This window comes from Streptomyces sp. Ru72, from assembly GCF_002920635.1.
Classification (GTDB): domain Bacteria; phylum Actinomycetota; class Actinomycetes; order Streptomycetales; family Streptomycetaceae; genus Streptomyces.
The window spans coordinates 1-23209 of sequence record NZ_PQSR01000081.1 but is presented as its reverse complement, the minus strand read 5'-3'; the positions used below and the strand labels follow the sequence as shown (position 1 = coordinate 23209).

Below are 23209 nucleotides of genomic sequence, written 5' to 3'. Positions count from 1 at the left end.
ACCCCCCGAGAAAGACGTCGTGCTCAGGGCCGCTCTCCGCGCTTGACCTGAGGCTTCGGCAGCCGAAGCCGACGCATCTGGAGGGAGCGCATCAGTGCGTAGGCCACCGCGCCCCGCCGGTTCTGGCCGGGGAAGCGCTCGCTGAGCCGCTTGCGCAGCTTGAACGCGGAGATGATCGAGTCGATCACGATCGCGACGATCACCACGAGCCACAGCAGCAGCGCGATCGACTGCAGCGCACCCACCCGCACCACGCTGAGCACGAGGATGACCACGGCCATGGGCAGGAAGAACTCCGCGACGTTGAGCCGGGAGTCGACGTGGTCGCGCGCGAACTTGCGGACCGGGCCCTTGTCCCTGGCCGGCAGATACCGCTCGTCGCCGCCGGCCAGCGCCTGGCGCTGCCGCTCCAACGCGGCGCGGCGCTCCTCGCGCTGCCGGTTGGCGGCGTCCTTGCGCGTCATCGACGTGTTGGCGACGCTGCGCCGCTGGGACTGGGCCTCACTGCGCTTGGGCGTGGGCCTGCCCTTCGGGGCCTGCGGGTCACGGGGCTGCTTGGAGTCGGTCACCGGCGCCTTGTCGGCGTTCGGGGCCTTCTCTTCCTTGGCACGGCTACGGAACACAAAACCCAAGGGTACGGGGTGCCCCCGCATGGACCCCAGCCCCGTGGGGAACGATCCGGCAACACCGCTCGTCTCCAGGGGGACAGAGCGGCCGTAAAAGGAAGACCGCCGACGTTCTTCCACAGGGTGGCTGAGGGAATCCCGGCGTCTCCCCGTACACAAGCCCGGGGGACGCCTACTCCCTACGCCGGAGCGGGACCGTACGCAGTCGTCCTTGGGGATGACCGCATCCGTTCCCGAACAGTGCGGTAATGGATGCAGGGCCCGTACTGTGGGTTCTGTCGCAGGACTGTGAGCCGGAGTCGGTCAGAAGGGGGCGCGCGAAGCCCATGAGCGGTGTCATGAAGCGTATGGGGATGATCTTCCGCGCGAAGGCGAACAAGGCCCTTGACCGGGCCGAGGACCCGCGCGAGACCCTCGATTACTCGTACCAGAAGCAACTGGAGCTGCTGCAGAAGGTGCGCCGCGGCGTGGCCGACGTGGCCACCTCCCGCAAGCGCCTGGAGCTCCAGCTCAACCAGCTCCAGCAGCAGTCGTCGAAGCTGGAGGACCAGGGCCGCAAGGCGCTCGCGCTGGGCCGCGAGGACCTGGCCCGCGAAGCGCTGTCCCGGCGGGCGGCGCTCCAGCAGCAGGTGACGGACCTGGAGACCCAGCACCAGACGCTGCAGGGCGAGGAGGAGAAGCTCACGCTGGCGGCCCAGCGGCTGCAGGCCAAGGTGGACGCCTTCCGCACGAAGAAGGAGACCATCAAGGCGACGTACACGGCGGCCCAGGCGCAGACCCGGATCGGCGAGGCGTTCTCCGGCATCTCCGAGGAGATGGGCGACGTCGGTCTCGCCATCCAGCGCGCCGAGGACAAGACGGCCCAGCTCCAGGCCCGCGCCGGCGCGATCGACGAGCTGCTGGCCTCCGGCGCCCTGGACGACCCCTCGGGCATGGCCAAGGACGACATCCAGGCCGAGCTGGACCGGCTCTCCGGCGGTACGGACGTGGAGCTGGAGCTGCAGCGCATGAAGGCGGAGCTGGCGGGAGGCTCGTCCGACCAGCGGCAGGCGCTCGAGGGCGGCACCGGGCAGGGTCAGAACCAGTCCCAGCCGCAGGACACCCCGCGCTTCGACAAGCAGTAGCCGGTCTCGCGCCCGAGGAGGCGACATGATCGTACGGATCATGGGTGAGGGGCAGGTACGCCTGGACGACGCCCACGTCACCGAGCTGAACAAGCTGGACGACGACCTGCTCGCGGAGATGGAGCACGGCGACGAGGCCGGCTTCCGCCGTACCCTGACGGCACTGCTCGAGGAGGTCCGCCGTCTGGGCGCCCCACTCCCGGACGACTCCCTGGAACCGTCGGAGCTGATCCTGCCGTCGCCGGACGCGAGCCTGGAGGAGGTCCGGGAGATGCTGAGCGGGGACGGGCTGATCCCGGGCTGACAGGCGGCACTGCTGAGCCGAGGTGCCGATGGCGGGGGACTGGGGTCAGCGGCCCCCGGACGGTACGCGCTCCGGCGGGCACCCTCGGCCCTTGTTCCGCCCGCCGCAGGCGCCCCGTACCGTGAGAGCCGTGAGCACCCTGGAACGCACCCGGTGCCAGATGCGCGCCCACCCCCTCGCCCTGGACGCCGTGCTGGCCCTCGGCGTCCTCGTGGCCATGCTGGCCACCTCCTTCGCCGACCCCCACGGCGAAGGCGCCACCTGGGGCGCCCGCACCCCCGACGCCCTCAGCCTCGTCCTCATGGTGCTCGGCGCGGCAGCGCTGGTCCTCCGCAGGCGCCGCCCCATGGCCGTCCTCGCCGTCACCGTCGCCCTGTCCCTCGTGGAACTGGTCACCGCCGACCCGCGCGCCCCCGTCGCGATGTCCGCCGTCGTCGCCCTCTACACCGTCGCCTCCACCACCGACCGCCCCACCACCTGGCGCGTCGGCCTGCTGACCATGACCGTGCTCACCGCCGCCGCCATGCTCGCCGGCCCCCTGCCGTGGTACGCGCAGGAGAACCTCGGTCTCTTCGCCTGGACCGGCATGGCCGCTGCGGCCGGCGACGCCGTGCGCAGCCGCCGGGCCTTCGTGCAGGCCATCAGGGAGCGGGCCGAGCGCGCGGAGCGCACCCGTGAGGAGGAGGCCCGCCGCCGCGTCGCCGAGGAGCGGCTGCGCATCGCCCGCGACCTGCACGACGTCGTCGCCCACCACATCGCCCTGGTCAACGTGCAGGCCGGAGTCGCCGCCCACGTCATGGACAAGCGGCCCGACCAGGCGAAGGAAGCACTCTCCCACGTCCGCGAGGCCAGCCGCTCCGCACTCAACGAACTCCGCGCCACCGTCGGCCTGCTCCGCCAGTCCGGCGACCCGGAGGCCCCCACCGAACCCGCCCCCGGCCTCGCCCGCCTCGACGAGCTGGCCGACACCTTCCGCAGCGCAGGGCTCCCCGTGGAGGTCGCCGGCGCCGACGACGGCACGGCCCTGCCCGCCGCCGTGGACCTGGCCGCGTACCGCGTCATCCAGGAGGCCCTCACCAACGTGCGCAAGCACGCGGGGCCCACCGCCAAGGCAGAGGTGAGCGTCGTCCGCGTGGGCCCGGACGTGGAGATCACGGTCCTCGACGACGGCCCCGGCGAGGACGGCCCACCCGGCGACGACGACGGCCACGGCGGCCACGGCCTGCTCGGCATGCGGGAGCGCGTCACCGCAGTCGGCGGCTCCCTCACCACCGGTCCCCGCTACGGAGGCGGCTTCCGGGTCCATGCGATCCTGCCGGTCGAGAACCACACGACGACCGCAGCCGGGGAGACCGTGTGACCGCCGCCCAGGGAGCGCCCGTATGACCATCCGCGTCCTGCTCGCCGACGACCAGGCGCTGCTCCGCAGCGCCTTTCGCGTGCTCGTCGACTCCGAGCCGGACATGGAGGTGGTCGGCGAGGCGTCCGACGGAGCCGAGGCGGTACGGCTGGCCAGGGAGCGGGGCGCCGACGTCGTCCTCATGGACATCCGCATGCCCGGCACGGACGGCCTCGCCGCCACCCGCCTGATCAGCGCCGATCCGGCCCTCGGCCATGTCCGGGTGGTCATACTGACGACCTTCGAGGTCGACGACTACGTCGTGCAGTCGCTGCGCGCCGGCGCCTCCGGCTTCCTCGGCAAGGGCTCCGAGCCGGAGGACCTGCTGAACGCCATCCGCGTCGCGCACGGCGGCGAGGCACTGCTGTCGCCCGCCGCCACCAAGGGGCTCATCGCCCGGTTCCTCGCCCAGGGCGACGACGGCCGCGACCCGGCCCACTCCGACCGGCTCGACACCCTCACCGGCCGGGAGCGCGAGGTGCTCGTCCAGGTCGCCGGCGGCCACTCCAACGACGAGATCGCCGAGCGCCTGGAGGTCAGCCCGCTGACGGTGAAGACACACGTCAACCGCGCCATGGCGAAGCTGGGCGCCCGCGACCGGGCACAACTCGTCGTCATCGCGTACGAGTCGGGGCTGGTGCGCCCACGGGTGGACTGAGCGGGCTCGGGACGCTCTGTCCACCGGTTGCCGGGGAGCTGTCCGTGCCCTCCTGCATGCCGGTCATCCGATGGCGATGCGAGGGTGGTTGCCGGGGGCGATCCAGGACATGATCCGGTCCCTCGTGGCGCGGGGCACGGAGACGCAGCCTGCTGTGGCTCCGGAGCCGTTGACGTGGAGGAAGATCCCGGCGCCGCGGCCGGGGACGGCGGGCCGGCGGACTTCTCGGATGAAACGCCCCTCTCTGATCGGTGCGTGGGCTGGGCTCAACGGGATGACTGGTCGGGCTCAGCCCTGCTGCTCGCCGTCTTCGGCGGGTGGCAGCACGCCGGAGCATGTGGCCCGGCCGAAGGTGCCGTTGGCGGTGGCGCTCTGGACGTGCTTGCCGCGGACGGCGAGCGCGCAGCGGGCCTGACCGCCCTTCTCGCCGAGGACGATGCTGACGGTCGGTTCCTTGCCGAGCGGGACGTCCACCGTCTTGTGCCAAGGCAGCGCGGCGGCTTTGACCACGGTGGCCTCACCGGATGCGCTGCGTGCCTGGTAGGTGATGTCGGCGGTGCCGGTGCCGGTCACCTCGTACGTCACCGAGGCGGTCGGAATACGGCGTTCCGGCTTGCTGTCGTCCTTGCCCGTGTCGAGCACGCCGTAGAGGACGAGGCCCGCGCAGGCGGCGAGCAGGGCACCGCCGATGACCAGGCCGAGGCGGTCGCCGGTCGGCTTCCCTGCCGTTTCGGATTCCTGGGTTTCGCCGCCCATGGATGGTCTCCCTGAAATTCAGAATGCTCGGGTTCTGGGGGTTGGAGCCGGGCGTTTATACACCACTCCGAATCGCCTTTTCCAGCGAGCGGAAATATCGGGCAATAGGGCCGGTCGATTCGGCCTCAAGTGCCGGGGAACCCCCCAAGTTCCACGTATGTCCGATCGCTTGACACCGAGTCGGCCGCGTGACTAGAAACCCGGCGCCGCTGCCTGTGATCTGCCGTCATCCCAGATGGAAGACGTGCGCGGGCAGCTGTTTCGATGACGAATGTCCAGGAAAGGTGTGGCGTGAGATCCAGATCGGGCAGGCTCTTGGCGTGCCTGGTGGTATCCGCGGTGACAAGTACCGCGCTGCCCCAGATCGCCTATGCGGCCCCCGCCTCCGACGGTGACGGAAAGGGAATAATCGACACCGTCAAGGGGTGGTTTGAGGATAGCAAAGAAAACGGAAAGCCGCCGTCGCATGACGAGTTGGAGATGGCGGACAGGCAGAAGCTGCCGAAGGGCAGGATCGCGCCGAAGGCGAAGCGCGTCCGGGAGCTGACGGGCCGCCGGACGGCGAACGCCCGCTTCTGGCAGCTCTCGGACGGCCGGGTGCAGGCGGAGCTGTCGGCGCTGCCGACCTCCTACCGGGACGCGAAGTCGAAGGCATGGAAGCCGATCGACACCTCGGTGCGCGCCTCGTCGGCGAAGGGTTTCGAGTTCTCCAACACGACGAACGAGGGCCGGAGCTGGTTCGGTTCGGACGCCGGCCGCCTCCTGCGCTTCCAGTCGCCGGACGGCCGGTCGGTCACGCTGGGTCTTGAGGGTGCCGGCAAGCGGCTGGAGCCGAAGGCGAAGGGCTCGACGGTCACGTACGAGGACCGGACGCACGGCGCCGAGATCTCCTACGGCGTCGGCCGCGGCCGGGTGAAGGAGAACATCACCCTCGCCCGGCGCCCGTCCGGTCCGCTGAGGTTCACCTTCACGCTGAACACCGAGGGGCTGGTGCCGAAGGCCCGCAAGGACGGCTCGATCGCGCTGTACGGGGAGTTGCCGAACACCCCGGTCATGGTGATCCCGGCGCCGTTCATGACGGATGCGAAGAAGGCGGACAAGTCTGTCTTCGGGGAGACCTACAGCACCAAGGTCACCCAGAAGCTGACCCGGGACGGGAAGTCCTGGAAGCTGACGGTCACGCCGGACACGCGGTGGCTGGCGTCGAAGGACCGGCGGTATCCGGTGGTGATCGACCCGACGATCACGATCGCGCCCAGTCCGACGGACTCGCAGGACACGATGGTCCTGTCGGATCAGGCGTCGACGAACTTCAACACCACGTGGAAGCTGTCGGCGGGCAAGACGGACACGGGTATCTCCCGTTCGCTGATCAAGTTCCCGCTGAGCGAGATCCCGTCGGGTACGAAGATCGACTCGGCGCGCCTGGAGATGTACTACGACCAGGCGCACACCACCAACGGCAACAACGTCACCATCGGCGCCTACCGGGCGACCGGAGCATGGGACGAGTCCACGGCGACCTGGTCGAACACCTCGTCGCTGGTAGGCGAGTTGTCCGGCACCAGCGTGCAGGTCGACGACGGCGATGCGGGCACCACGGCGGCGACCGGCACCTGGCCGGCGACGTCGTCGTCGTCCGGGATCGGCTCGGACTACCACTCCAACAAGGACTCGGTGGCCGGGGACACCTACACCTGGCAGCCGAAGCTCCCGGAGAGCGACTCCTACCGCGTCGACGTGCACTACGTGGCGGGTGCCGACCGGGCGACCAACGCGCCGTACACGGTGACGGGCAGCGGCGGGTCCACGACGTACACGGTGAACCAGCAGTCGGGCACCAACGGGGTGTGGGCCTCCCTCAACGGCGGGAACGAGATCAACTTCTCGCAGGGCACGGCCGGCAAGGTCGTCCTCGGCGACGGTCCCGCGTCCACCTCCACGGCGGTGATCGCGGACGCGGTGCGCTGGGTGAACCCGGCGACGATCACCAAGGGCGCCGGTCAGTACAACCAGTGGCACAAGTTCCCCGTGACCGACACCGTCCAGCAGTGGATCAACGGCACGTCGGCGAACAACGGGTTCGTCCTCAAGGCCACGGACGAGTCCTCCACCGCGCCGACCGGCGGCCCGCGCTACGAGTCCGGTGACGGCGACTACGGCGGCGAGACGGCGACGATTCCGCGGCTGACGGTGACGTACGGCAAGATCGGCACGACGCTGAACTCGCCGACGGTGATCCACTCCACCGGCCCGGAGCTGTCCTGGAAGGCGTACTCGAACACCACCGGTGACTCGGGCTACGACATCGTCGAGTACCAGCTGCACCGTTCCACGCAGCAGGCGTTCACACCGTCCGCGGCCACCCTGGTCGCCCCGATCGACAAGTCGGCGACCGCCTACACGGACACGACGGCGACCCCGACGCCGGACTCGTCGTCGGTGGAGATCGGCCGGTCGTACTACTACCAGCTCGCGGTGAAGACGAAGAACGGCCAGCTGCTGGGCTCCCCGACGCGCATCGTGGGCGTGCCCAAGGCGGGCCGGACGATGCGGCTGCTGCAGGGCACCTCGGCGGTGTCGGACACGACCCTGTCCTCGGGTCAGCCGACGACGAACGAGGACACGATCGCCTCGTACGGGGTGGGCCAGAAGTGGCTGGAGGTGGGCAACAACTCCACCACCTACGGCAAGGCCCGCGCGGCGCTGGACTTCAACACCTCCGCCATCCCCACCACGGCGACGATCCTGGAATCCCGCCTCTTCATGTGGGGCGCGGAGACCACCACCGGAACCAACGGCGCGATCTACGAACTCCACGGCCTGACGAAGGACTTCAACGAGACCCAGGCCACCTGGAACAACGCCACCTCCACCACCGCGTGGACGACGGCGGGCGGCGACTACTCGGCGACGGTGTCCGACACGGTGGCACAGGTGTCCGAGGTGGGCCGGCACTGGTGGGACGCCACCTCCCTGACCCAGGGCTGGACCAAGACCCCGTCCTCCAACCACGGCGCCCTGGTGAAACTCAAGGACGAGACGTCGACCGGCCCGCAGGAGCGCACCCTGTTCCTGAGCTCGGAGGCGTCCGATCCCCAGCTCGGCCCGCTGCTGCGGGTGATCTACGTCGACTCCACGACGGATGACACGTACTACGCGCCGCAGACCCCGGCCCGGATGACCCCGAACTCGACGTACACGGTGGACTTCACGGTCACCAACACCACGTCGAGTGCGTGGGCGTCCGGTGAGCGGGTGCTGTCGTACACCTGGAAGCTGCCGGACGGCACGGACGTCACAAACGGCGGCAACCAGCTCTCCACGGCAATCCCGGCCCTCAACCCGGGCCAGTCGGCGACGATCCAGGCGCAGGTCAAGACACCGATCAACTCCGACTCCGGCAGCAAGCGCACCGACTACGTGCTGGGCTGGGACGTCAAGAAGGTCTCCGACGGCTCCTGGCTGTCAGCGACGAACACCAGCATCCAGCCGCTGAAGCAGAACGTGGCGGTGGAGGACCCGACCTCCGACGCGCTGGGCCTGGAGAAGTTCTACTCCTACACGGGCAAGAACACCGGTGCCGGCTCGACGGTGATGAACAACCTCGCCTCCGGCAACACCGTCTGGTCCTACAACGCGTTCACCAACCCCGGCCGCGGGCTGACGACGTTCGCACGCTTCGCCTACAACTCACTCGACACCTCCGACACGGTCTCCGGTGCGGGCTGGTCCGCGCAGCTCGCCGGACCGATCCGGCTCGGGGCTCCGCTGGACTTCCACCCCAACCCCAACCCGACCGAGATCCGCCTCCCCGACGGGGATGGCACCACCCACGTCTTCACCAAGCAGGCCGACGGAACCTGGAAGGCCCCCGCCGGTGTCCACTACAAGGTGACGGCCAAGGCGGGCCTGGACTGTACCCCGGACAAGGACCCGGTCCCGGACGCCTGGACGCTGCTGCGCCCGGACGGCACGCGGTTCTACTTCGGCTGCGACGGTTACCTGACGTCGATCGTCGACAAGAACTCCAACACGCAGACGTACACGTACGAGGAGCGCAAGTCCAACAACAAGCCGACGAAGTTCCTCACGTACATCACCGACCCGGCGGGCCGGCAGTCGCTGACGGTGGAGTACTACAAGAAAGGCGACGCGTCGTACGACTACATCGACGACACCGGCGCCAAGGTCACCGGCAGCAACCTGACCAACTCCAAGATCTACGACCACATCAAGTCCATCACGGACATCTCCGCATCCGTCTCGGGCCTGCCCGTCCGCAAGATCTCCTTCTACTACACGACGAAGGGCCTGCTGGGGCAGTTCACCGACGGTGACGGCTCCTCCCAGCCGAAGGTCTTCAAGTTCACCTACGACGCCACCCAGGGCAACAAGAACGTCAAGCTGGTCAAGGCCACCGACCCGCGCGGCAACGCGACCCAGCTGTCGTACTACGCCCCGCAGACCGGCGACGACCCGAAGTACCACTGGTGGACGAAGACCATCACCGACCGCATCGGCGGCACCACGGACTTCGCGTACGCGGCCGACACCGCGAACACCAAGTTCACCGACACCACGGTCACGGACGCCGAGTCGCACGCCACGAAGTACGTCACGGACGACTTCGGCCGCCCGGTCCAGACGACCAACGCCAAGTCCGAGACGACGAAGATGTCGTGGGACGCCGACAACAACGTCACCTACCTGGAGGAGCCCAACGGCGCCAAGACCGCGTACTGCTACGACCAGAAGACGGGCTACCCGCTCTGGCAGCGCGATGCGGAGAACAACAAGGCGGGCGTGCCCGACCAGACGACCACCTGTGTGTCGGACACGACCAAGTGGCCGCCGAACGCGGCCAAGTACGAGTACCAGACGCGTGCGGACGGCTACTCGGCCGACCTGTTCCGCAAGACCTCCCCGGAGGGCCGTGCCTGGCAGTTCGGCTACGACTCGTTCGGCAACCTGACGTCGGTCACGGACCCGAAGGGTGTCGCGACGTCGACGGCGGGTGACTACACCACGACGTACGCGTACGACTCCTATGGCGAGCTGACCAAGGCGACGGACGCCAACGGCAATCCGACGACGTACAGCGGTTTCGGCCCGACCGGCTATCCGACGACGATCACGGACGCGCTGAGCAAGTCGACGCTGTTCGTGTACGACGAGCGGGGCCAGGTCACGCAGGTCACCGACGCCAATCAGAAGGTGACCACGCAGACGTATGACACGTTCGGCCGTCCGCTGGTGAAGAAGGTGCCCAAGGAGCAGGACAAGGGTGTCCTGATCACGACTCCGGCGCCGGAGTACGACGCGAACGACAACGTCACCAAGTCGACGGCGACGAACGGCGCCGTCTACCAGGCGGTGTACGACGCGGCGGACCAGGTGACGTCGCTGGAGGAGCCCAAGGACGCGGCCACGTCGGACGCCCGGGTGACGACCTACACGTACGACAAGGTCGGTAACCTCAAGACGACGACGGAGCCCAAGGGCAACCTGACCACGTCGGACTCCACCGACTATGTCACCACCAACAACTACGACGCGATCTACCAGCTGACGTCGGTGGTGAACGCCGACAACGACAAGATCAGTTACGAGTACGACAACGCCGGCAACGTCGTCACGGTCATCGACCCGAAGAAGAACGCGACGACCGACACGACCGACTACACGACCAAGACGGCATACGACCTGGACCACCGGGTCACGGCCGTCACGGACGCGGCCGGCAAGACCACGAAGAAGGCCTACGACAAGGACGGCCTGGTCGTCTCCACCACGGACGCGGAGAACAACACCACGCTCATCACCTACGACGAGCGCGGCAAGCAGATCCAGGTCAAGGTCCCGCACGACGGCACGTCGACCATTACGTACAACACGACGAAGTACGAGTACGACCAGGTCGGCAACACGACCAAGGTGATCACACCTCGGGCCGTCGCCGCTGGCACGACCACGGCGTTCACGCAGCGCACCGAGTACGACGCGCTGAACCGCCCGATCAAGCAGTACCAGCCCTACGATCCGGCGGACGCCCGCTACAACGACCCGAACGTCTACACCCAGACGACGTACGACGCGGTCGGCCGGGTGGCGAAGACCTCGCTGCCGCCGTCGGACGGTGAGACGGTCCGCAACGAAACCACCTACAGTTACTACGACAACGGCTGGGTGGAGTCCTCCACGGACCCGTGGGACATCGCCACCAGCTACGACTACAACGAGCTGGGCCAGCAGACGGCCCGCACGCTGACGTCGGCGGGCGGTTCCTCCAACCGCACGATGACGTGGTCGTACTACCCGGACGGCAAGCTGAAGTCGCGTTCGGACGACGGTGTGCCGGTCGGTAGCGCGGTGGTGCTGGTCGACAACTCCGACACCCAGAACACGTCGAAGACCGGCACCTGGACCTCCGGTGACATCACCGGCCAGCAGGGCTACAACCACCTCACCCACGCGGCGGGCACAGGCACGGACGCCTTCACGTGGACGCTCAACATCCCCGAGGACGGCACGTACACCGCGTACGTGAAGTTCCCGAAGGTCACCGGTGCCGCGACGACGGCCAAGTACACGCTCACCCACGCGACCGGCGCGGTCGACAAGACGATCGACCAGAACGCGACCGCGAACCAGGGCACCTGGGTCTCGCTGGGCTCGTACTCCTTCACCCAGGGCAACGCGGCCAAGCTGCAGCTGTTCCAGAACAGCGGCGGCACGGTCGTTGCCGATGGGGTGAAGCTGGTCCGCGACAACTCGGGTGAGACCGACAACGAGAAGGAGACGTTCGCGTACACCTATGACGCGAACGGCAACCTCACCAAGATCGACGACACGTCGTCGACGGCGAAGATCGACGCATACACGATCGCCTACACCGGCCTCAACCAGGTCCAGAAGGTGACCGAGTCGCTCGCCGGTGTGGAGAAAAAGTCCACGTCGTACGCGTACGACGCGGACGGCAAGCCGGACACGATCACGCACCCCGACCAGTTCTCCAAGTACACGTACGACCTGCGTGAGCTGGTGAAGACGGTCTCGGTCGGCAAGTCCGCCACGGATGCGTCGCCGAAGGTGACGTCATACACGTACACCGACCGCGGGCAGAAGCTCCAGGAGACCAAGGCCAACGGCAACACCGTTGACTACACGTACTTCCTGGACGGCCTGGCCAGGTCCACCACGGAGAAGAAGCCCAACGGCACCCTTGTCTCCTCGCACACCTACGCCTACGACCCCAACGGGAACAAGGCGCAGGACGTGGCGAAGAAGATGAACGCCGACGACCACACGGCGTACCTCTCCTCCACCACGGACTACACATACGACCCGGCCGACCGCCTGGCGAAGACCGTGAAAACGGGCAACGGCGCAGCGACGGAGACGTACGTCCACGACAACAACGCCAACGTCATCAACCAGACGGTTCAGGGCATCACGACTGCGTTCAACTACGACCGCAACCGACTGCTGACCGCGACCACGTCCGGGGCGACAGCCAACTACAACTACGATCCGTTTGGCCGCGAAGAGTCAGTCACCACCGGCGGCCAGATCGTTCAGCGGAACACGTACGACGGCTTCGACCACGTCATCAAGTCCGAGAAGGCGGACAGCACTGGAGCGCTGAAGTCGACCACGTACACCTTCGACCCGCTCGACCGCACCACCTCAGAAACCGCCAACGGCAAGACCACGGACTACGAGTACTTGGGCCTGTCCAGCGAAGTCCTGGACGAGAAGGTCGCCGGCACGCTCACCAAGTCCTACCAGTACAGCCCGTGGGGCGAACGCCTCTCGCAGATCAAGTACAACACCGACGGCACGACTGAGGACGGCTACTACAGCTACAACAGCCACACCGACGTCGAAACCCTCACTGACAAGAACGGCGACACCAAGGCGACGTACGGCTACACGGCCTACGGCTCCGACGATGAGTCCGAGTTCACGGGCATCGACAAGCCCGATGCCGCAGACCCCACGAAGGAGGCGTACAACCCCTACCGCTACAACGCCAAGCGCTGGGACGCCCAGTCCGGCACCTACGACATGGGCTTCCGCGACTACGACCCGGGGCTCAACCGCTTCACCACCCGGGACATGTACAACGGGGCCCTGGCCGACATGAGCCTCGGCGCCGACCCGTACACCGGGAACCGGTACGCCTTCACCGGCGGTAACCCGACCACCAACATCGAGCTCGATGGTCATAGCTGGTGCGACTGGTGCTCGGACACCGCCTCGGCAGTGGGGGACTGGTTCTCCGACAACTCCGACACGCTGTCCGACATCGGCGGCGATCTCCTCGAGACCGGTCTCGGCGTGGCAGGCCTGTTCGGTGGCGCCGACATGATGGTCGGTGGCGCTGCCATGTGCATCGCCGGCGGCATCGAGACGCTCGGCCTGTCGTGTGTGGCCGGCGCCGCTGTGGCGGCAACCGGCTTCGCGACCGCGTACGGTGGGGCCACGATGGCTGTCGACGGGGCGACCAACCTCGGCAAGGACCTGGGCAATCTGCGAAGCTCCGACAGCGGTTCATCGGGCGGTGGCGGTGGCAGTGGTCCTCGTTTCGACCCGTCGGACCCCGGTGCGCAGAACCCGGACATCACCTGGAAGACCGATGATCACGATGGCTGGCAGCATGTCCTCGACAGGCACCGCATCGGTGGCTCGGAGTACGATCCGCGCACCAAGGGCGCGTTCATCGGTAAGGGCAAGAAGGTACAACAGTGGATTCAGCAGGTTGTGAAGAACAACCCTGCCAAGCCCAACGACGGGGGACGTGACGGCTACGTTTACGAGGGCAGGGTCAACGCGGGTCCCGACGGCGTGGGAATCCTCAGTGAGATGCAGGCCCGGGGCCTGGGGACCAACAGAGCGTACGGGATCAAGGTAGTTCTGAACCCGGATGGCAGCCTGAGAACCGCTCACCCCATTCCGTAGGAATCCGTTCGCCTGGCACGTCGGTTCGCCCGCACCGCTCCTCTGCGGTGCGGGCGACCGACCGCACAGACCTCGACATCCTCCGATTGCAGTCTTGGAGCGTAATGTTTGACATCACCTTTGTCCCGGACTCCATGCGGGCGCTCAACGACAAGAAGCTCGCCAAGCTGGTGGGTGCCAGCGAGATGGACCTACGGTACGAGTACTTCGAAATGGAAGTGTCCATCACCACTGATGAGTTCGGAAGCGAAGCATTCCCCGGGACACCAGCCCTCGACTTCGTCTTCTGTTTGCTTCTTGCGGCCCGCGACATTCGGCAGGGGAATCCCGGGCGCATCAGCTTCACGGAGAACGATCTGCTGATTCACTTCACGCTCGATGGCGAAACGGTGACCGTGACGAGGTCCTGGGATCCCGTGCTCGGGCACTGCGCGGTCGCCGAGTTCTTGGCCGTCGCCTTCAGGTTCTCCAGCGAGGTATTGGAATTCATTTCTCGGCGCTATCCGACCTTCCAAGAAAACCCGGCCCATCGGAAGCTGATCGGCATGGTCGGAGAGCTGAGGGCGTCGTAGACGTGCTGGTGTCCTGAGTCGTTCATTCTTCGGTGGCTTGCAGGGTGGGCGGGTGCCGAGTCTGAAGCTTGTGCCCTTGGAACTGACCGCCGAGGAACGGGCAGGTGCTGCGCGGATGGGTGCGCCGTCGCAAGACGGCGCAGGCCCTGGCCGTGCGCGGTGGCCAAGGAGTTGAAGTCAGAGCGGCGGGCAGTTGACCGGAGAGCTGTCGGTTCTCGACACGCCCTGCAGTCCATACCCGTCCGATGTGCGATGGCACCGATCACACCGCCCCGCCTACCGACGTGAGTTCCGAACAGGCGTTCAGGGACTTCGACCTCAAGGTGCCACCGTCCGCGAAGGTGATGGGCTACTACGCCAGCGCTGCGGACGACACGTAGCCGATGGCCGCCGTGTTGCAGCTGCCGTGTTGGGCGGTGCCCGGCTTCATGGCCGGCAACCGGTTCCGCACGACGACGCCGGCGGATCACCGCATCGTCGCCACCGAGGTCTTCGCCAAGTACCACGGCTGGTCGGACAGTGACGCCGATGCGAGGCGGCCGTCTTGTCGTGCCCTTGGGCGCCCGCAACCGTCGGGTGTCCTCCCGGGCCGGTACGTCCGGTCGGCGAACGCGACCGGACTCATCGGGGTGGTCGTCCACCGGACGGGCGCGACATGCGAGGTGTACCTGCACACGTGACGGACGTGCGGGTACCCGTGGACGCGCTGGTGGTCGCGTCGGTCCTCTCGGCCCTCGCGATCACCCCGCGTGTCCTGGCCCGCCGCCCCCGCGACACGGCGGGCGCGGCGGGCCGCTCGATCACGCCGGCCGTCGCGCTGGCGTTGGGGACCGGGCTGATCTACGTCAACCCGAGCCCGCGCCGCGCCCCCTGCGTAGAAGAACCCGCCGAGGAGATCATGCGGGGTCTCCTCGGCCGGATCCGAGCGACCGCTGGAGGAACGGGCACTGGAGCAGGAGTCCCTCGCCCGTGCCTTAGCTTGCGCAGTTACCACTCGCTCGGCTCTTCGTCGACCATGCATGGGCAGGTCGTCTTCTTCGGTACGTCTCCGCGTCGCCGCAGGAGGGATGTCGTCGGCCTTCGTCGCCTGCCAGGGGCGGCAGCCAACTGATACTGCATCGGTGAGGCGCCGGCGTCGGTGCATCCACCGGTTCGCTCACCGCACGCCCGCCGGAAGCTCGATGACCCCCCTGAACACGCCCTCGGTGCGTTCCGTCACGTCCTGTGTGTAGCGGATGCTCTGGGCGCCGTAAGGGATGAGGAAGGTGCACCGGAAGCGGTGGGACGTGATCCGGTACGTGGTGGAGTCGAGGGTCAGGTCCTCCTCGACGTGCTCGACCTTGATCCGGCTCTCGGGAGCCGCGACGCCCGCCGCGCGCAACTGCCGCAAAGTGGGGGTGAGTTCGCGTACCGCATTCTTGACGACGGCTCGCTGCCGCACTGTCGGCAGGGTGGCGGTGGGTACGGTCACCCGCAGTTCGGCCCGGCCGGCCGGCGTGTCCACCGAGACGCCGCCACCGGTCTTCTCCTCCCGGGCGTACGTCCGGAAGGCCTCCAGCGCGGCGATCGGGTCCTCGACGACGTCGGCGATCTCGGGGTCGGAGAGGGGACCGCTCTTCCACTGCGCGCCGGATCCGCCCTTCCGGACGTAACCCGTTCCGCCGACGAGGTAGACCTCCTCCGGCTTGGCGGTGCCCTTGGTGTAGGTGGTCCCGGTGGAGTGCAGCGCCTCGGGCTGCTGCGTCCGCCGGACCGTGGCGGTGTAGGTGGCGGTGTTCTGCCGGCCCTGCACCACCAGGCCCTCGTTCCCCTTCACCGCGAAGGTCCATCCGTGTTCCGCGGACATCGCCTTGCGCGCCCGTGCGAGAAACTCCTCCGGGGTGCGCGGCTCGGCCGGTTCCGCCTGCTCGCTCCCGCCCTTCCGCCCGTTGGCATCGACGTTCCCGGACGTCGACCCCGCCGGCATTCCGGTGGCCGCCGACTCCGTCCCGCCGGTGCCACCTCCGGAACACCCGGTCAGGGAGAGGGGCAGAAGTGACAGGACGGGAACCGCCAGGGCGGCAGCGGAACGGGGTCTCATGCGGGTACTCCTCCACGATCGCGAGCGCCTGGTTATACAGCAGCCGCGGCCCCGTCACCAATGCGCGGACAGTCGAGACGAAGGCCGTATACAGGCCCTTCTGACGCCGGACGCGACACCCTGGCGGTGACCACCGCGCACAGCGGCGAGGGCGGTACCGGCGCGCGCCGCGGCCGGCCTGCCCGCCCTGCGTCCTGGGGGCTCGTCGACGCCGCGCGCCGCGAGAGCGACCCGGTAGGAGCACCACCAGTCGGGTGTGGTGAGCGGGACGCGTGAGCGGTGAAAAGGTTGTACGCCGCCTGTGACTTTTCCATGTGACGATTGCCATGCCCATGACTTGTGATGTTCAAGAGACGGCATCCGCTTGGTCAAGCGGGGGAATCGGTTCGGCTTCCCCCGCGCCGAGCGAAGGGATGGGGGGCCATGGCCAGGGGGAGCGAACGTGTGGTGAGTGCCGGTGAGATGAGGCGGTACGCCGCGGGCTTCGTCGCGCGTGTCACCGCTCGCCACCGGCTGCCGCTCGACTACTCCGTGGCCAGTCTGCGGGTCGTCGACTTCCTCATCGACGGGCTGCGCAAGGGCGGCGCCGATCGGGACAGGGCGCGGGACGCGCTCTTCGGGATCGGAGCGTACGTCGGTGAGGTGCTCGTGCGCCGCGCGGGGGCGGTGTGGGTGGACTTCGACGCCGACCAGCGTGCCTACTTCGGGCAGCCGGTCGGCGTGCGCATGCCGGACGGGCGGATCTGGAACCCGCTCGGCAAGGTCGGCAACCGCTTCGAGGCGGGCGGACCCGAGGAGTCCCTGCAGCGCTTCTATCTGAGGTTGCACGGAAGGGCGCCTGGAGGGCGGGCGGTGGCCACGGGAGCTTGTGCAGCGAGCGGCGACCGCAACTGACCGGCGCATCCGACGGTCCGACGGCTCTGCGGCGGAACCCGTACGCGCAGGGCAGTGCCCCGGCGCCGGTGAGGGCGGGCGGCCGGGGCACTGTCACGTCAGCACCACCTCGCCACTACGGCAGAGCCAGCATCCGCTCCAGCGCCAGCTTCGCGAACGCCTCCGTCTCCTTGTCCACCTCGATGCGGTTCACCAGGTTCCCCTCGGCCAGGGACTCCAAGGCCCACACCAGGTGGGGGAGGTCGATGCGGTTCATCGTGGAGCAGAAGCAGACCGTCTTGTCGAGGAAGACGATCTCCTTGCCCTCCGGCGCGAAACGGTTCGCCAGGCGGCGGACCAGGTTCAGCTCCGTGCCGATGGCCCACTTCGAGCCCGCCGGGGCCGCCTCCAGCGTCTTGATGATGTACTCGGTCGAACCGACGTAGTCCGCCGCCGTCACGACCTCGTGCTTGCACTCGGGGTGCACCAGCACGTTGACGCCCGGGATCCGCTCCCGCACGTCGTTCACCGAGTCCAGGTTGAAGCGTCCGTGCACCGAGCAGTGGCCGCGCCAGAGGATCATCTTCGCGGCGCGCAGCTCGTCGGCGGTCAGGCCGCCGTTCGGGCGGTGCGGGTTGTAGACGACGCAGTCCTCGAGGGACATGCCCATGTCGCGCACCGCGGTGTTGCGGCCCAGGTGCTGGTCCGGCAGGAACAGGACCTTCTCACCCTGCTGGAACGCCCACTCCAGCGCCCGCTTCGCGTTCGACGACGTGCAGATCGTGCCGCCGTGTTTGCCCGTGAACGCCTTGATGTCCGCGGACGAGTTCATGTACGAGACCGGCACGACCTGCTCGGCGATCCCCGCCTCGCTCAGCACGTCCCAGCACTCGGCGACCTGCTCGGCCGTCGCCATGTCGGCCATGGAGCAGCCGGCCGCGAGGTCGGGCAGGACCACCTTCTGGTGGTCGGAGGTCAGGATGTCCGCCGACTCCGCCATGAAGTGCACACCGCAGAAGACGATGTACTCGGCCTCCGGTCGCGCCGCGGCATCCCGGGCCAGCTTGAAGGAGTCGCCCGTGACGTCCGCGAACTGGATGACCTCGTCGCGCTGGTAGTGGTGCCCGAGCACGAACACCTTGTCGCCCAGCTTCTCCTTGGCCGCGCGGGCGCGCTCGACCAGGTCCGGGTCGGACGGGGAGGGAAGCTCGCCGGGACACTCGACACCCCGTTCGCTCTTCGGGTCGGCCTCGCGGCCGAGCAGCAGGAGGGCGAGGGGCGTCGGCTGTACGTCGAGCTCCTGGGTCTGGGCGGTGGTCACGGCACGCACCCTTTCTGTTCTGCGGCTCGCCGGCCCCGGGGAGGGCCGGCGGGACATGCTGGACACGCCTTTTCGTCGAATTGACGCTATCTATCATAACCGCTTCACGTCACTTTGACGATGGCGATAGCGTCGATGTGACGTGAATCCCGGTCCGCCCACGGCCGTCCCTCCACAGGCCGGTGTGCGTGTTCCGGCGTGTGTGCGAGCATGAGGAAGAAGCGAGACGCGAAAAGACGCGCGCAGGCCCGGAATGAATCCGCGGCCACGCCGGTTGCACTCGTCGGCAAGCAGTCTCCGTACAACCCGGGAGAGATGTAGATGTCCGTACAGGACGAGACCACCACCGTCACCGACGGCATCATCCTGACCGACGCCGCCGCGGCCAAGGTCAAGGCCCTGCTCGACCAGGAAGGCCGTGACGACCTGGCGCTGCGCGTCGCGGTCCAGCCCGGCGGCTGCTCCGGCCTGCGCTACCAGCTCTTCTTCGACGAGCGCTCGCTCGACGGCGACGTGGAGAAGGACTTCGGCGGGGTCAAGGTCGTCACCGACCGCATGAGCGCCCCGTACCTGGGCGGCGCGACCATCGACTTCGTCGACACCATCGAGAAGCAGGGCTTCACCATCGACAACCCGAACGCGACGGGCTCCTGCGCCTGCGGCGACTCCTTCAGCTGAGCAGCGCCCACCAGTAGGCGTGTGAAGGCGGCGTCCCCCATCCGGGGGCGCCGCCTTCGTCCATCCGCCAAGGCTCCTAACGCGCGAGCGGAGGCCCCGCCCCGTCGGCGGGCACCGTTCCCTTCGGGATCGGCGTGCCGTCCGAACCGACCACCTGGCGGTCGCCGAGCGGCGCCTCGAGGTGCAGCGTCTCGTGGTAGACCTTGGCGATCATGATGCACACCTTGCCCCGCCAGGGCGTCTCGGTCACGGTCACCGTCACCTTCCGCGAGCCCTCGCTCACGGACGCCTCGTAGTCGGCACACACCCCGCCCTCGTAGGCGATCGTGAGGTCCTGGCCGTCGGCGGTGTAGCCCATCACCTTCACGTCGTGCTTCGTGGGCGCGGGCGCCGCGGACGGTGTCCCGCCCGGAGCACTCGTACCCGGGGACGGCGTCCGGCCCGGCTGCCCCGGCGGCTGCGGAGTGGTCAGATACCGCGGGTCGATCGCCGGATACGTCACCGTCAGGCCGTCCCCGGCCCCCGTCTGCCGTACCTCGAACAGCCACGACGGCACCAGCACCGCCTGGCCGTTCACGGAGTGCCGGGCCAGCCCGAACACCGCGCCGTCCACCGTCGCCGACGCCCGCTTCGGCGCCGCGGTGGACGCCCCGCACGGCTGCTCGTCCCGGTCCTTCAGCGGTACGGGACTGGCGCAGCCGCCGATGCCCTTGCGGCCGTACGACGGCGCGCCGTTCATCAGCTCCAGCGTCCGCTTCGCGTCGAGCACGGGATACGCCGCTCCCTTGACCGGCGCCTTCACATTGCCGCTGCCGCCCACCACGAGGCCGTCGGCGGCCACCTGGAGACCGGTCGACCAGCCGTGCGTGGGCAGCCCGCCGACCTCCGGATCGGCGTTCACCACCCGCACGGAGCCGAGGACCTGGTGCGCGTCCAGCTTGGCGCCGTCCTGGCCGAGCGCCTTCAGCACCGCAGCGGCGGCCCGTTTCGCCCCGGCCTCGCTCACCACGGAGGAGGAGCCCTCAGCGGAGCCCTGCGCGGAGGCGCACACCTTGCTGCCCTGACACAGGTTGTCGGACCCGGGCCCGTACCGGCTGAACGTCCACATCCCCGGCGCCTGCCCGGCCACCCGCAGCAGCGGCTGGGCCCCGTCCTTGCCGCCGCCCACCGTCCAGGAGTCGCCGGCCCGCTGCGGCGTGCCGCTCACGTCCAGCGCCTTGGCGAGCCGGGCCACCTCGTCCCGCTTCACCTCGCCCTTCGCCCAGTACACGGGTGCCGACCCGGGGCCACTGGGGAGCTTGCCCGCCGCGCGGTACGTCGTGCCGTACGGGTTCGGCTCGCCCACCGCGATGCCCGGCGAGCCGACCCCGCCGCGGCCGTCGAGGGCCAGCGCCGGGGGAGCGCCGTCACCGCCCGGTGCGGAGGAGCCGCCCGCCCCGCCGGACAGGCTCGTGGCCAGATACGCCCCGCCGCCCCCGACCAGCAGGACCGCGGCCGCGACCGAGGCGACCACCACCGGGGAACGCCGTCGCGGCACGGCGCCGCCCCCGCCCTCGGGGACGTCCGCGGTCTCGCTCACGTCGTCGGGTCGCTCGGTGTTCACCGCATCGCTCCTTCGGCTCCACGCTGTCCCAGGAGACCCCGCCGTGCCGGAAAAGGGCACGATGGGTCGTATCCCGCCTCCCTCTTACGGGGGACGGCGATGGGACGCGGCGGGGGAGCGCACGGTTCCCTCGCGCCGGTCGGCCGGGCGCGGCCGGGCGCGGGATCAGTCCCCGTAGTCGGACATCGCGTCCAGGAGGCGGGCGGAGGCGGACGGCACGCTGACGCCGTGGATCGAGGACGGTGAGACCGGCGCGGAAGCGGCCTTCGCGGGTGCGGCCCAGTGCGGGACCATGCGGGCACAGTCGCCGCGCAGCGACGCCAGGTCTCCTTCCGGTTCCGTGCCGAGCGGGGCGGTGCCGAGGACCTCGAGCTTCGTCATGGCCGCACCGTAGGCAGGCCCGGGCCCACCGGGAAAGATCTACCATCGGGTAGTTTTGCCTGCTTCAGAGGGCCCGGTGGACCGGGTAGCGTGAACTGTCCATCACCACCGCCCCAGGAGCGTGTCCTAGCCGTGCGTATCGCAGTCACCGGCTCCATCGCCACCGACCACCTCATGACCTTCCCCGGCCGCTTCGCCGACCAGTTCGTCGCGGACCAGCTGCACACGGTCTCCCTCTCCTTCCTGGTCGACCGCCTCGACGTACGCCGCGGCGGGGTGGGCGCGAACATCGCCTTCGGTATGGGGCAGCTCGGCACCAAGCCGATCCTGGTCGGCGCGGCCGGCTCCGACTTCGACGAGTACCGCGCATGGCTGGACCGACACGGAGTGGACACGGACTCCGTGCGGATCTCGGAGACCCAGCACACGGCCCGCTTCGTCTGCACCACCGACGCCGACCACAACCAGATCGGCTCCTTCTACACGGGCGCCATGAGCGAGGCCCGGCTCATCGAGCTCAAGACGGTCGCCGACCGGGTCGGCGGTCTCGACCTGGTCCTCATCGGCGCCGACGACCCCGAGGCGATGCTGCGCCACACGGAGGAGTGCCGCTCCCGGTCCATCCCGTTCGCCGCGGACTTCTCGCAGCAGATCGCCCGCATGGACGGCGACGAGATCCGGATACTGCTGGACGGGGCGACCTACCTCTTCTCCAACGAGTACGAGAAGGGGCTCATCGAGACCAAGACGGGCTGGTCGGACTCCGAGATCCTGGGCCGGGTGGGCCACCGGGTGACCACGCTCGGCTCCCGCGGCGTGCGCATCGAGCGCGCCGGTGAGGACCCGATCGAGGTCGGAGTCCCCGAGGAGACCGCGAAGGTGGACCCGACCGGGGTCGGCGACGCCTTCCGGGCCGGCTTCCTCTCGGGGCTGGTGTGGGGGGTCGCGCTGGAGCGGGCGGCCCAGGTGGGCTGCATGCTCGCGACCCTGGTCATCGAGACGCTGGGCACCCAGGAGTACCAGCTGCGGCGGGCGCACTTCATGGAGCGCTTCACCAAGGCGTACGGGGACGAGGCCGCCGCGGAGGTCCAGGAACACCTGGCCTGAGGCCGCAGCGGGGCCACAGCAGGTGCCATGAGCCCCCTGCCGGGGCACTAGGAGAGCCGGCGGACCACGTACGCCGAACCCCGTTCCGCCGGCTCCTCTCCGACGTACTCCTGTCCCCGCATCTCGCACCACGCCGGGATGTCCAGGCGCGCCGCCTCGTCGTCCGCGAGGACGCGGACCGTGGCGCCGACCGGGACGTCCCCGAAGACCTTCGCCAGCTCGATCACCGGGAGCGGGCAGCGCTTGCCGAGGGCGTCGACGACCAGGGCGTCCTCCGGCCCGGCGGTCCGCGGGGAGGGCGCCCCCAGCTTCTCCCGGACCCCCGCCACCGCCTCCGGCAGCACCGCGAGGAAGCGTTCGACGTCCTCCGCCGGTGTCCCCGGCGGCAGCGACACGCGCACGTTGCCCTCGCTCAGCACCCCCATCGCCCTCAACACATGGCTTGGCGTCAGCGTGCTGCTCGTACAGGACGAACCGGACGAGACGGAGAAGCCCGCGCGGTCCAGCTCGTGCAGCAGCGTCTCCCCGTCGACATAGAGACAGGAGAAGGTGACGATCCCCGGCAGCCGGCGCACCGGATCGCCCACCACCTCCACATCGGGGACCAGTTCCGGCACCCGCGCCCGGATCCGCTCCGTCAGCTCCCGCAGCCGCAGGGCCTCCTCCGCCGCCTCCGCCCGCACCGCCCGCAGCGACGCCGCGGCCGCCACGATCGCCGGGACGTTCTCGAACCCGGCCGCCCGCCCCGACTCGCGCTCGTCCG

General features: G+C 68.9%; 17 protein-coding genes. 10 read left to right on the top strand and 7 right to left on the bottom strand.

From position 1 onward, the window contains the following. Window positions 1-23 precede the first annotated feature (23 nt). Window positions 24-653 (bottom strand): DUF3043 domain-containing protein, encoded by a 630-nt coding sequence (locus C3488_RS29060; protein WP_181139239.1) that lies wholly within the window; start codon window positions 651-653, stop codon window positions 24-26. 299 nt (window positions 654-952) lie between these two features. Between C3488_RS29060 and C3488_RS29055 the strand changes: the two genes are divergently transcribed. From C3488_RS29055 to C3488_RS29040, 4 genes are all read left to right on the top strand, one after another. Beyond that, window positions 953-1750 carry a PspA/IM30 family protein gene (locus C3488_RS29055; RefSeq protein ID WP_103843867.1) on the top strand — a complete coding sequence of 266 codons (798 nt, stop codon included), beginning with the start codon at window positions 953-955 and terminating at the stop codon, window positions 1748-1750. A 25-nt stretch (window positions 1751-1775) separates the two neighbouring features. Beyond that, window positions 1776-2054 carry a hypothetical protein gene (locus C3488_RS29050; protein WP_103843866.1) on the top strand — a complete coding sequence of 93 codons (279 nt, stop codon included), beginning with the start codon at window positions 1776-1778 and terminating at the stop codon, window positions 2052-2054. A gap of 130 nt (window positions 2055-2184) precedes the next feature. Then, entirely contained in the window at window positions 2185-3414 is a 1230-nt protein-coding gene (locus tag C3488_RS29045) for a sensor histidine kinase (protein ID WP_181139238.1), read from the top strand. A gap of 22 nt (window positions 3415-3436) precedes the next feature. Then, window positions 3437-4111: a response regulator transcription factor gene (locus C3488_RS29040; protein WP_103843865.1), complete on the top strand. Its 675-nt coding sequence runs from the start codon at window positions 3437-3439 to the stop codon at window positions 4109-4111. A gap of 288 nt (window positions 4112-4399) precedes the next feature. Here C3488_RS29040 and C3488_RS29030 read toward each other — a convergent pair whose 3' ends face one another. Then, window positions 4400-4867, bottom strand: coding sequence for a hypothetical protein (locus C3488_RS29030; protein WP_258053742.1), 468 nt, complete (start codon window positions 4865-4867; stop codon window positions 4400-4402). 480 nt (window positions 4868-5347) lie between these two features. On the opposite strand from C3488_RS29030, the gene C3488_RS29025 reads away from it, so the two are divergent. The 3 genes from C3488_RS29025 (at window position 5348) to C3488_RS29015 (ending at window position 15083) form a co-directional block, all read left to right on the top strand. Further along, entirely contained in the window at window positions 5348-13831 is an 8484-nt protein-coding gene (locus C3488_RS29025) for a DNRLRE domain-containing protein (RefSeq protein WP_258053741.1), read from the top strand. A 104-nt stretch (window positions 13832-13935) separates the two neighbouring features. Continuing rightward, entirely contained in the window at window positions 13936-14403 is a 468-nt protein-coding gene (locus C3488_RS29020) for a hypothetical protein (RefSeq protein ID WP_103843863.1), read from the top strand. Between the two features lie 383 nt (window positions 14404-14786). Further along, complete coding sequence (locus C3488_RS29015) at window positions 14787-15083, top strand: hypothetical protein (RefSeq protein ID WP_103843862.1); 297 nt, start codon at window positions 14787-14789, stop codon at window positions 15081-15083. Window positions 15084-15559: 476 nt separating this feature from the next. Here the strand turns inward: C3488_RS29015 and C3488_RS29005 are convergent, their stop codons facing one another. Beyond that, on the bottom strand, window positions 15560-16483 hold the full coding sequence (locus C3488_RS29005; RefSeq protein ID WP_103843860.1) for a hypothetical protein: 924 nt from the start codon (window positions 16481-16483) through the stop codon (window positions 15560-15562). Between the two features lie 423 nt (window positions 16484-16906). Here C3488_RS29005 and C3488_RS29000 point away from each other — a divergent pair, with 423 nt between their 5' ends. Further along, the gene (locus C3488_RS29000; protein WP_181139237.1) at window positions 16907-17377 is read left to right on the top strand and encodes a hypothetical protein; all 471 of its coding nucleotides are present in this window, start codon (window positions 16907-16909) and stop codon (window positions 17375-17377) included. Between the two features lie 115 nt (window positions 17378-17492). Here C3488_RS29000 and nadA read toward each other — a convergent pair whose 3' ends face one another. Further along, the gene (gene nadA, locus C3488_RS28995; RefSeq protein ID WP_103843859.1) at window positions 17493-18677 is read right to left on the bottom strand and encodes a quinolinate synthase NadA; all 1185 of its coding nucleotides are present in this window, start codon (window positions 18675-18677) and stop codon (window positions 17493-17495) included. 321 nt (window positions 18678-18998) lie between these two features. Here nadA and C3488_RS28985 point away from each other — a divergent pair, with 321 nt between their 5' ends. Then, on the top strand, window positions 18999-19355 hold the full coding sequence (locus C3488_RS28985; protein ID WP_055491910.1) for an iron-sulfur cluster assembly accessory protein: 357 nt from the start codon (window positions 18999-19001) through the stop codon (window positions 19353-19355). 76 nt (window positions 19356-19431) lie between these two features. Here the strand turns inward: C3488_RS28985 and C3488_RS28980 are convergent, their stop codons facing one another. Further along, the gene (locus tag C3488_RS28980; RefSeq protein ID WP_103843858.1) at window positions 19432-20958 is read right to left on the bottom strand and encodes a hypothetical protein; all 1527 of its coding nucleotides are present in this window, start codon (window positions 20956-20958) and stop codon (window positions 19432-19434) included. A 165-nt stretch (window positions 20959-21123) separates the two neighbouring features. Beyond that, the gene (locus C3488_RS28975; protein ID WP_103843857.1) at window positions 21124-21339 is read right to left on the bottom strand and encodes a hypothetical protein; all 216 of its coding nucleotides are present in this window, start codon (window positions 21337-21339) and stop codon (window positions 21124-21126) included. 132 nt (window positions 21340-21471) lie between these two features. Here C3488_RS28975 and C3488_RS28970 point away from each other — a divergent pair, with 132 nt between their 5' ends. Then, the gene (locus C3488_RS28970) at window positions 21472-22446 is read left to right on the top strand and encodes a carbohydrate kinase family protein (protein WP_103843856.1); all 975 of its coding nucleotides are present in this window, start codon (window positions 21472-21474) and stop codon (window positions 22444-22446) included. Between the two features lie 47 nt (window positions 22447-22493). Here the strand turns inward: C3488_RS28970 and C3488_RS28965 are convergent. Beyond that, window positions 22494-23209, bottom strand: a 716-nt coding sequence (locus C3488_RS28965; protein ID WP_146067944.1) for a cysteine desulfurase/sulfurtransferase TusA family protein, incomplete at its 5' end; no start/stop codon positions are given.

Bases quoted from the DNA above. Each gene is read 5' to 3' on its own strand.
- C3488_RS29060 (WP_181139239.1), bottom strand. From the start codon at position 653: ATGCGGGGGCACCCCGTACCCTTGGGTTTTGTGTTCCGTAGCCGTGCC.
- C3488_RS29055 (WP_103843867.1), top strand. From the start codon at position 953: ATGAGCGGTGTCATGAAGCGTATGGGGATGATCTTCCGCGCGAAGGCG.
- C3488_RS29050 (WP_103843866.1), top strand. From the start codon at position 1,776: ATGATCGTACGGATCATGGGTGAGGGGCAGGTACGCCTGGACGACGCC.
- C3488_RS29040 (WP_103843865.1), top strand. From the start codon at position 3,437: ATGACCATCCGCGTCCTGCTCGCCGACGACCAGGCGCTGCTCCGCAGC.
- C3488_RS29030 (WP_258053742.1), bottom strand. From the start codon at position 4,867: ATGGGCGGCGAAACCCAGGAATCCGAAACGGCAGGGAAGCCGACCGGC.
- C3488_RS29025 (WP_258053741.1), top strand. From the start codon at position 5,348: ATGGCGGACAGGCAGAAGCTGCCGAAGGGCAGGATCGCGCCGAAGGCG.
- C3488_RS29020 (WP_103843863.1), top strand. From the start codon at position 13,936: ATGTTTGACATCACCTTTGTCCCGGACTCCATGCGGGCGCTCAACGAC.
- C3488_RS29015 (WP_103843862.1), top strand. From the start codon at position 14,787: ATGGCCGCCGTGTTGCAGCTGCCGTGTTGGGCGGTGCCCGGCTTCATG.
- C3488_RS29005 (WP_103843860.1), bottom strand. From the start codon at position 16,483: ATGAGACCCCGTTCCGCTGCCGCCCTGGCGGTTCCCGTCCTGTCACTT.
- C3488_RS29000 (WP_181139237.1), top strand. From the start codon at position 16,907: ATGGCCAGGGGGAGCGAACGTGTGGTGAGTGCCGGTGAGATGAGGCGG.
- C3488_RS28985 (WP_055491910.1), top strand. From the start codon at position 18,999: ATGTCCGTACAGGACGAGACCACCACCGTCACCGACGGCATCATCCTG.
- C3488_RS28975 (WP_103843857.1), bottom strand. From the start codon at position 21,339: ATGACGAAGCTCGAGGTCCTCGGCACCGCCCCGCTCGGCACGGAACCG.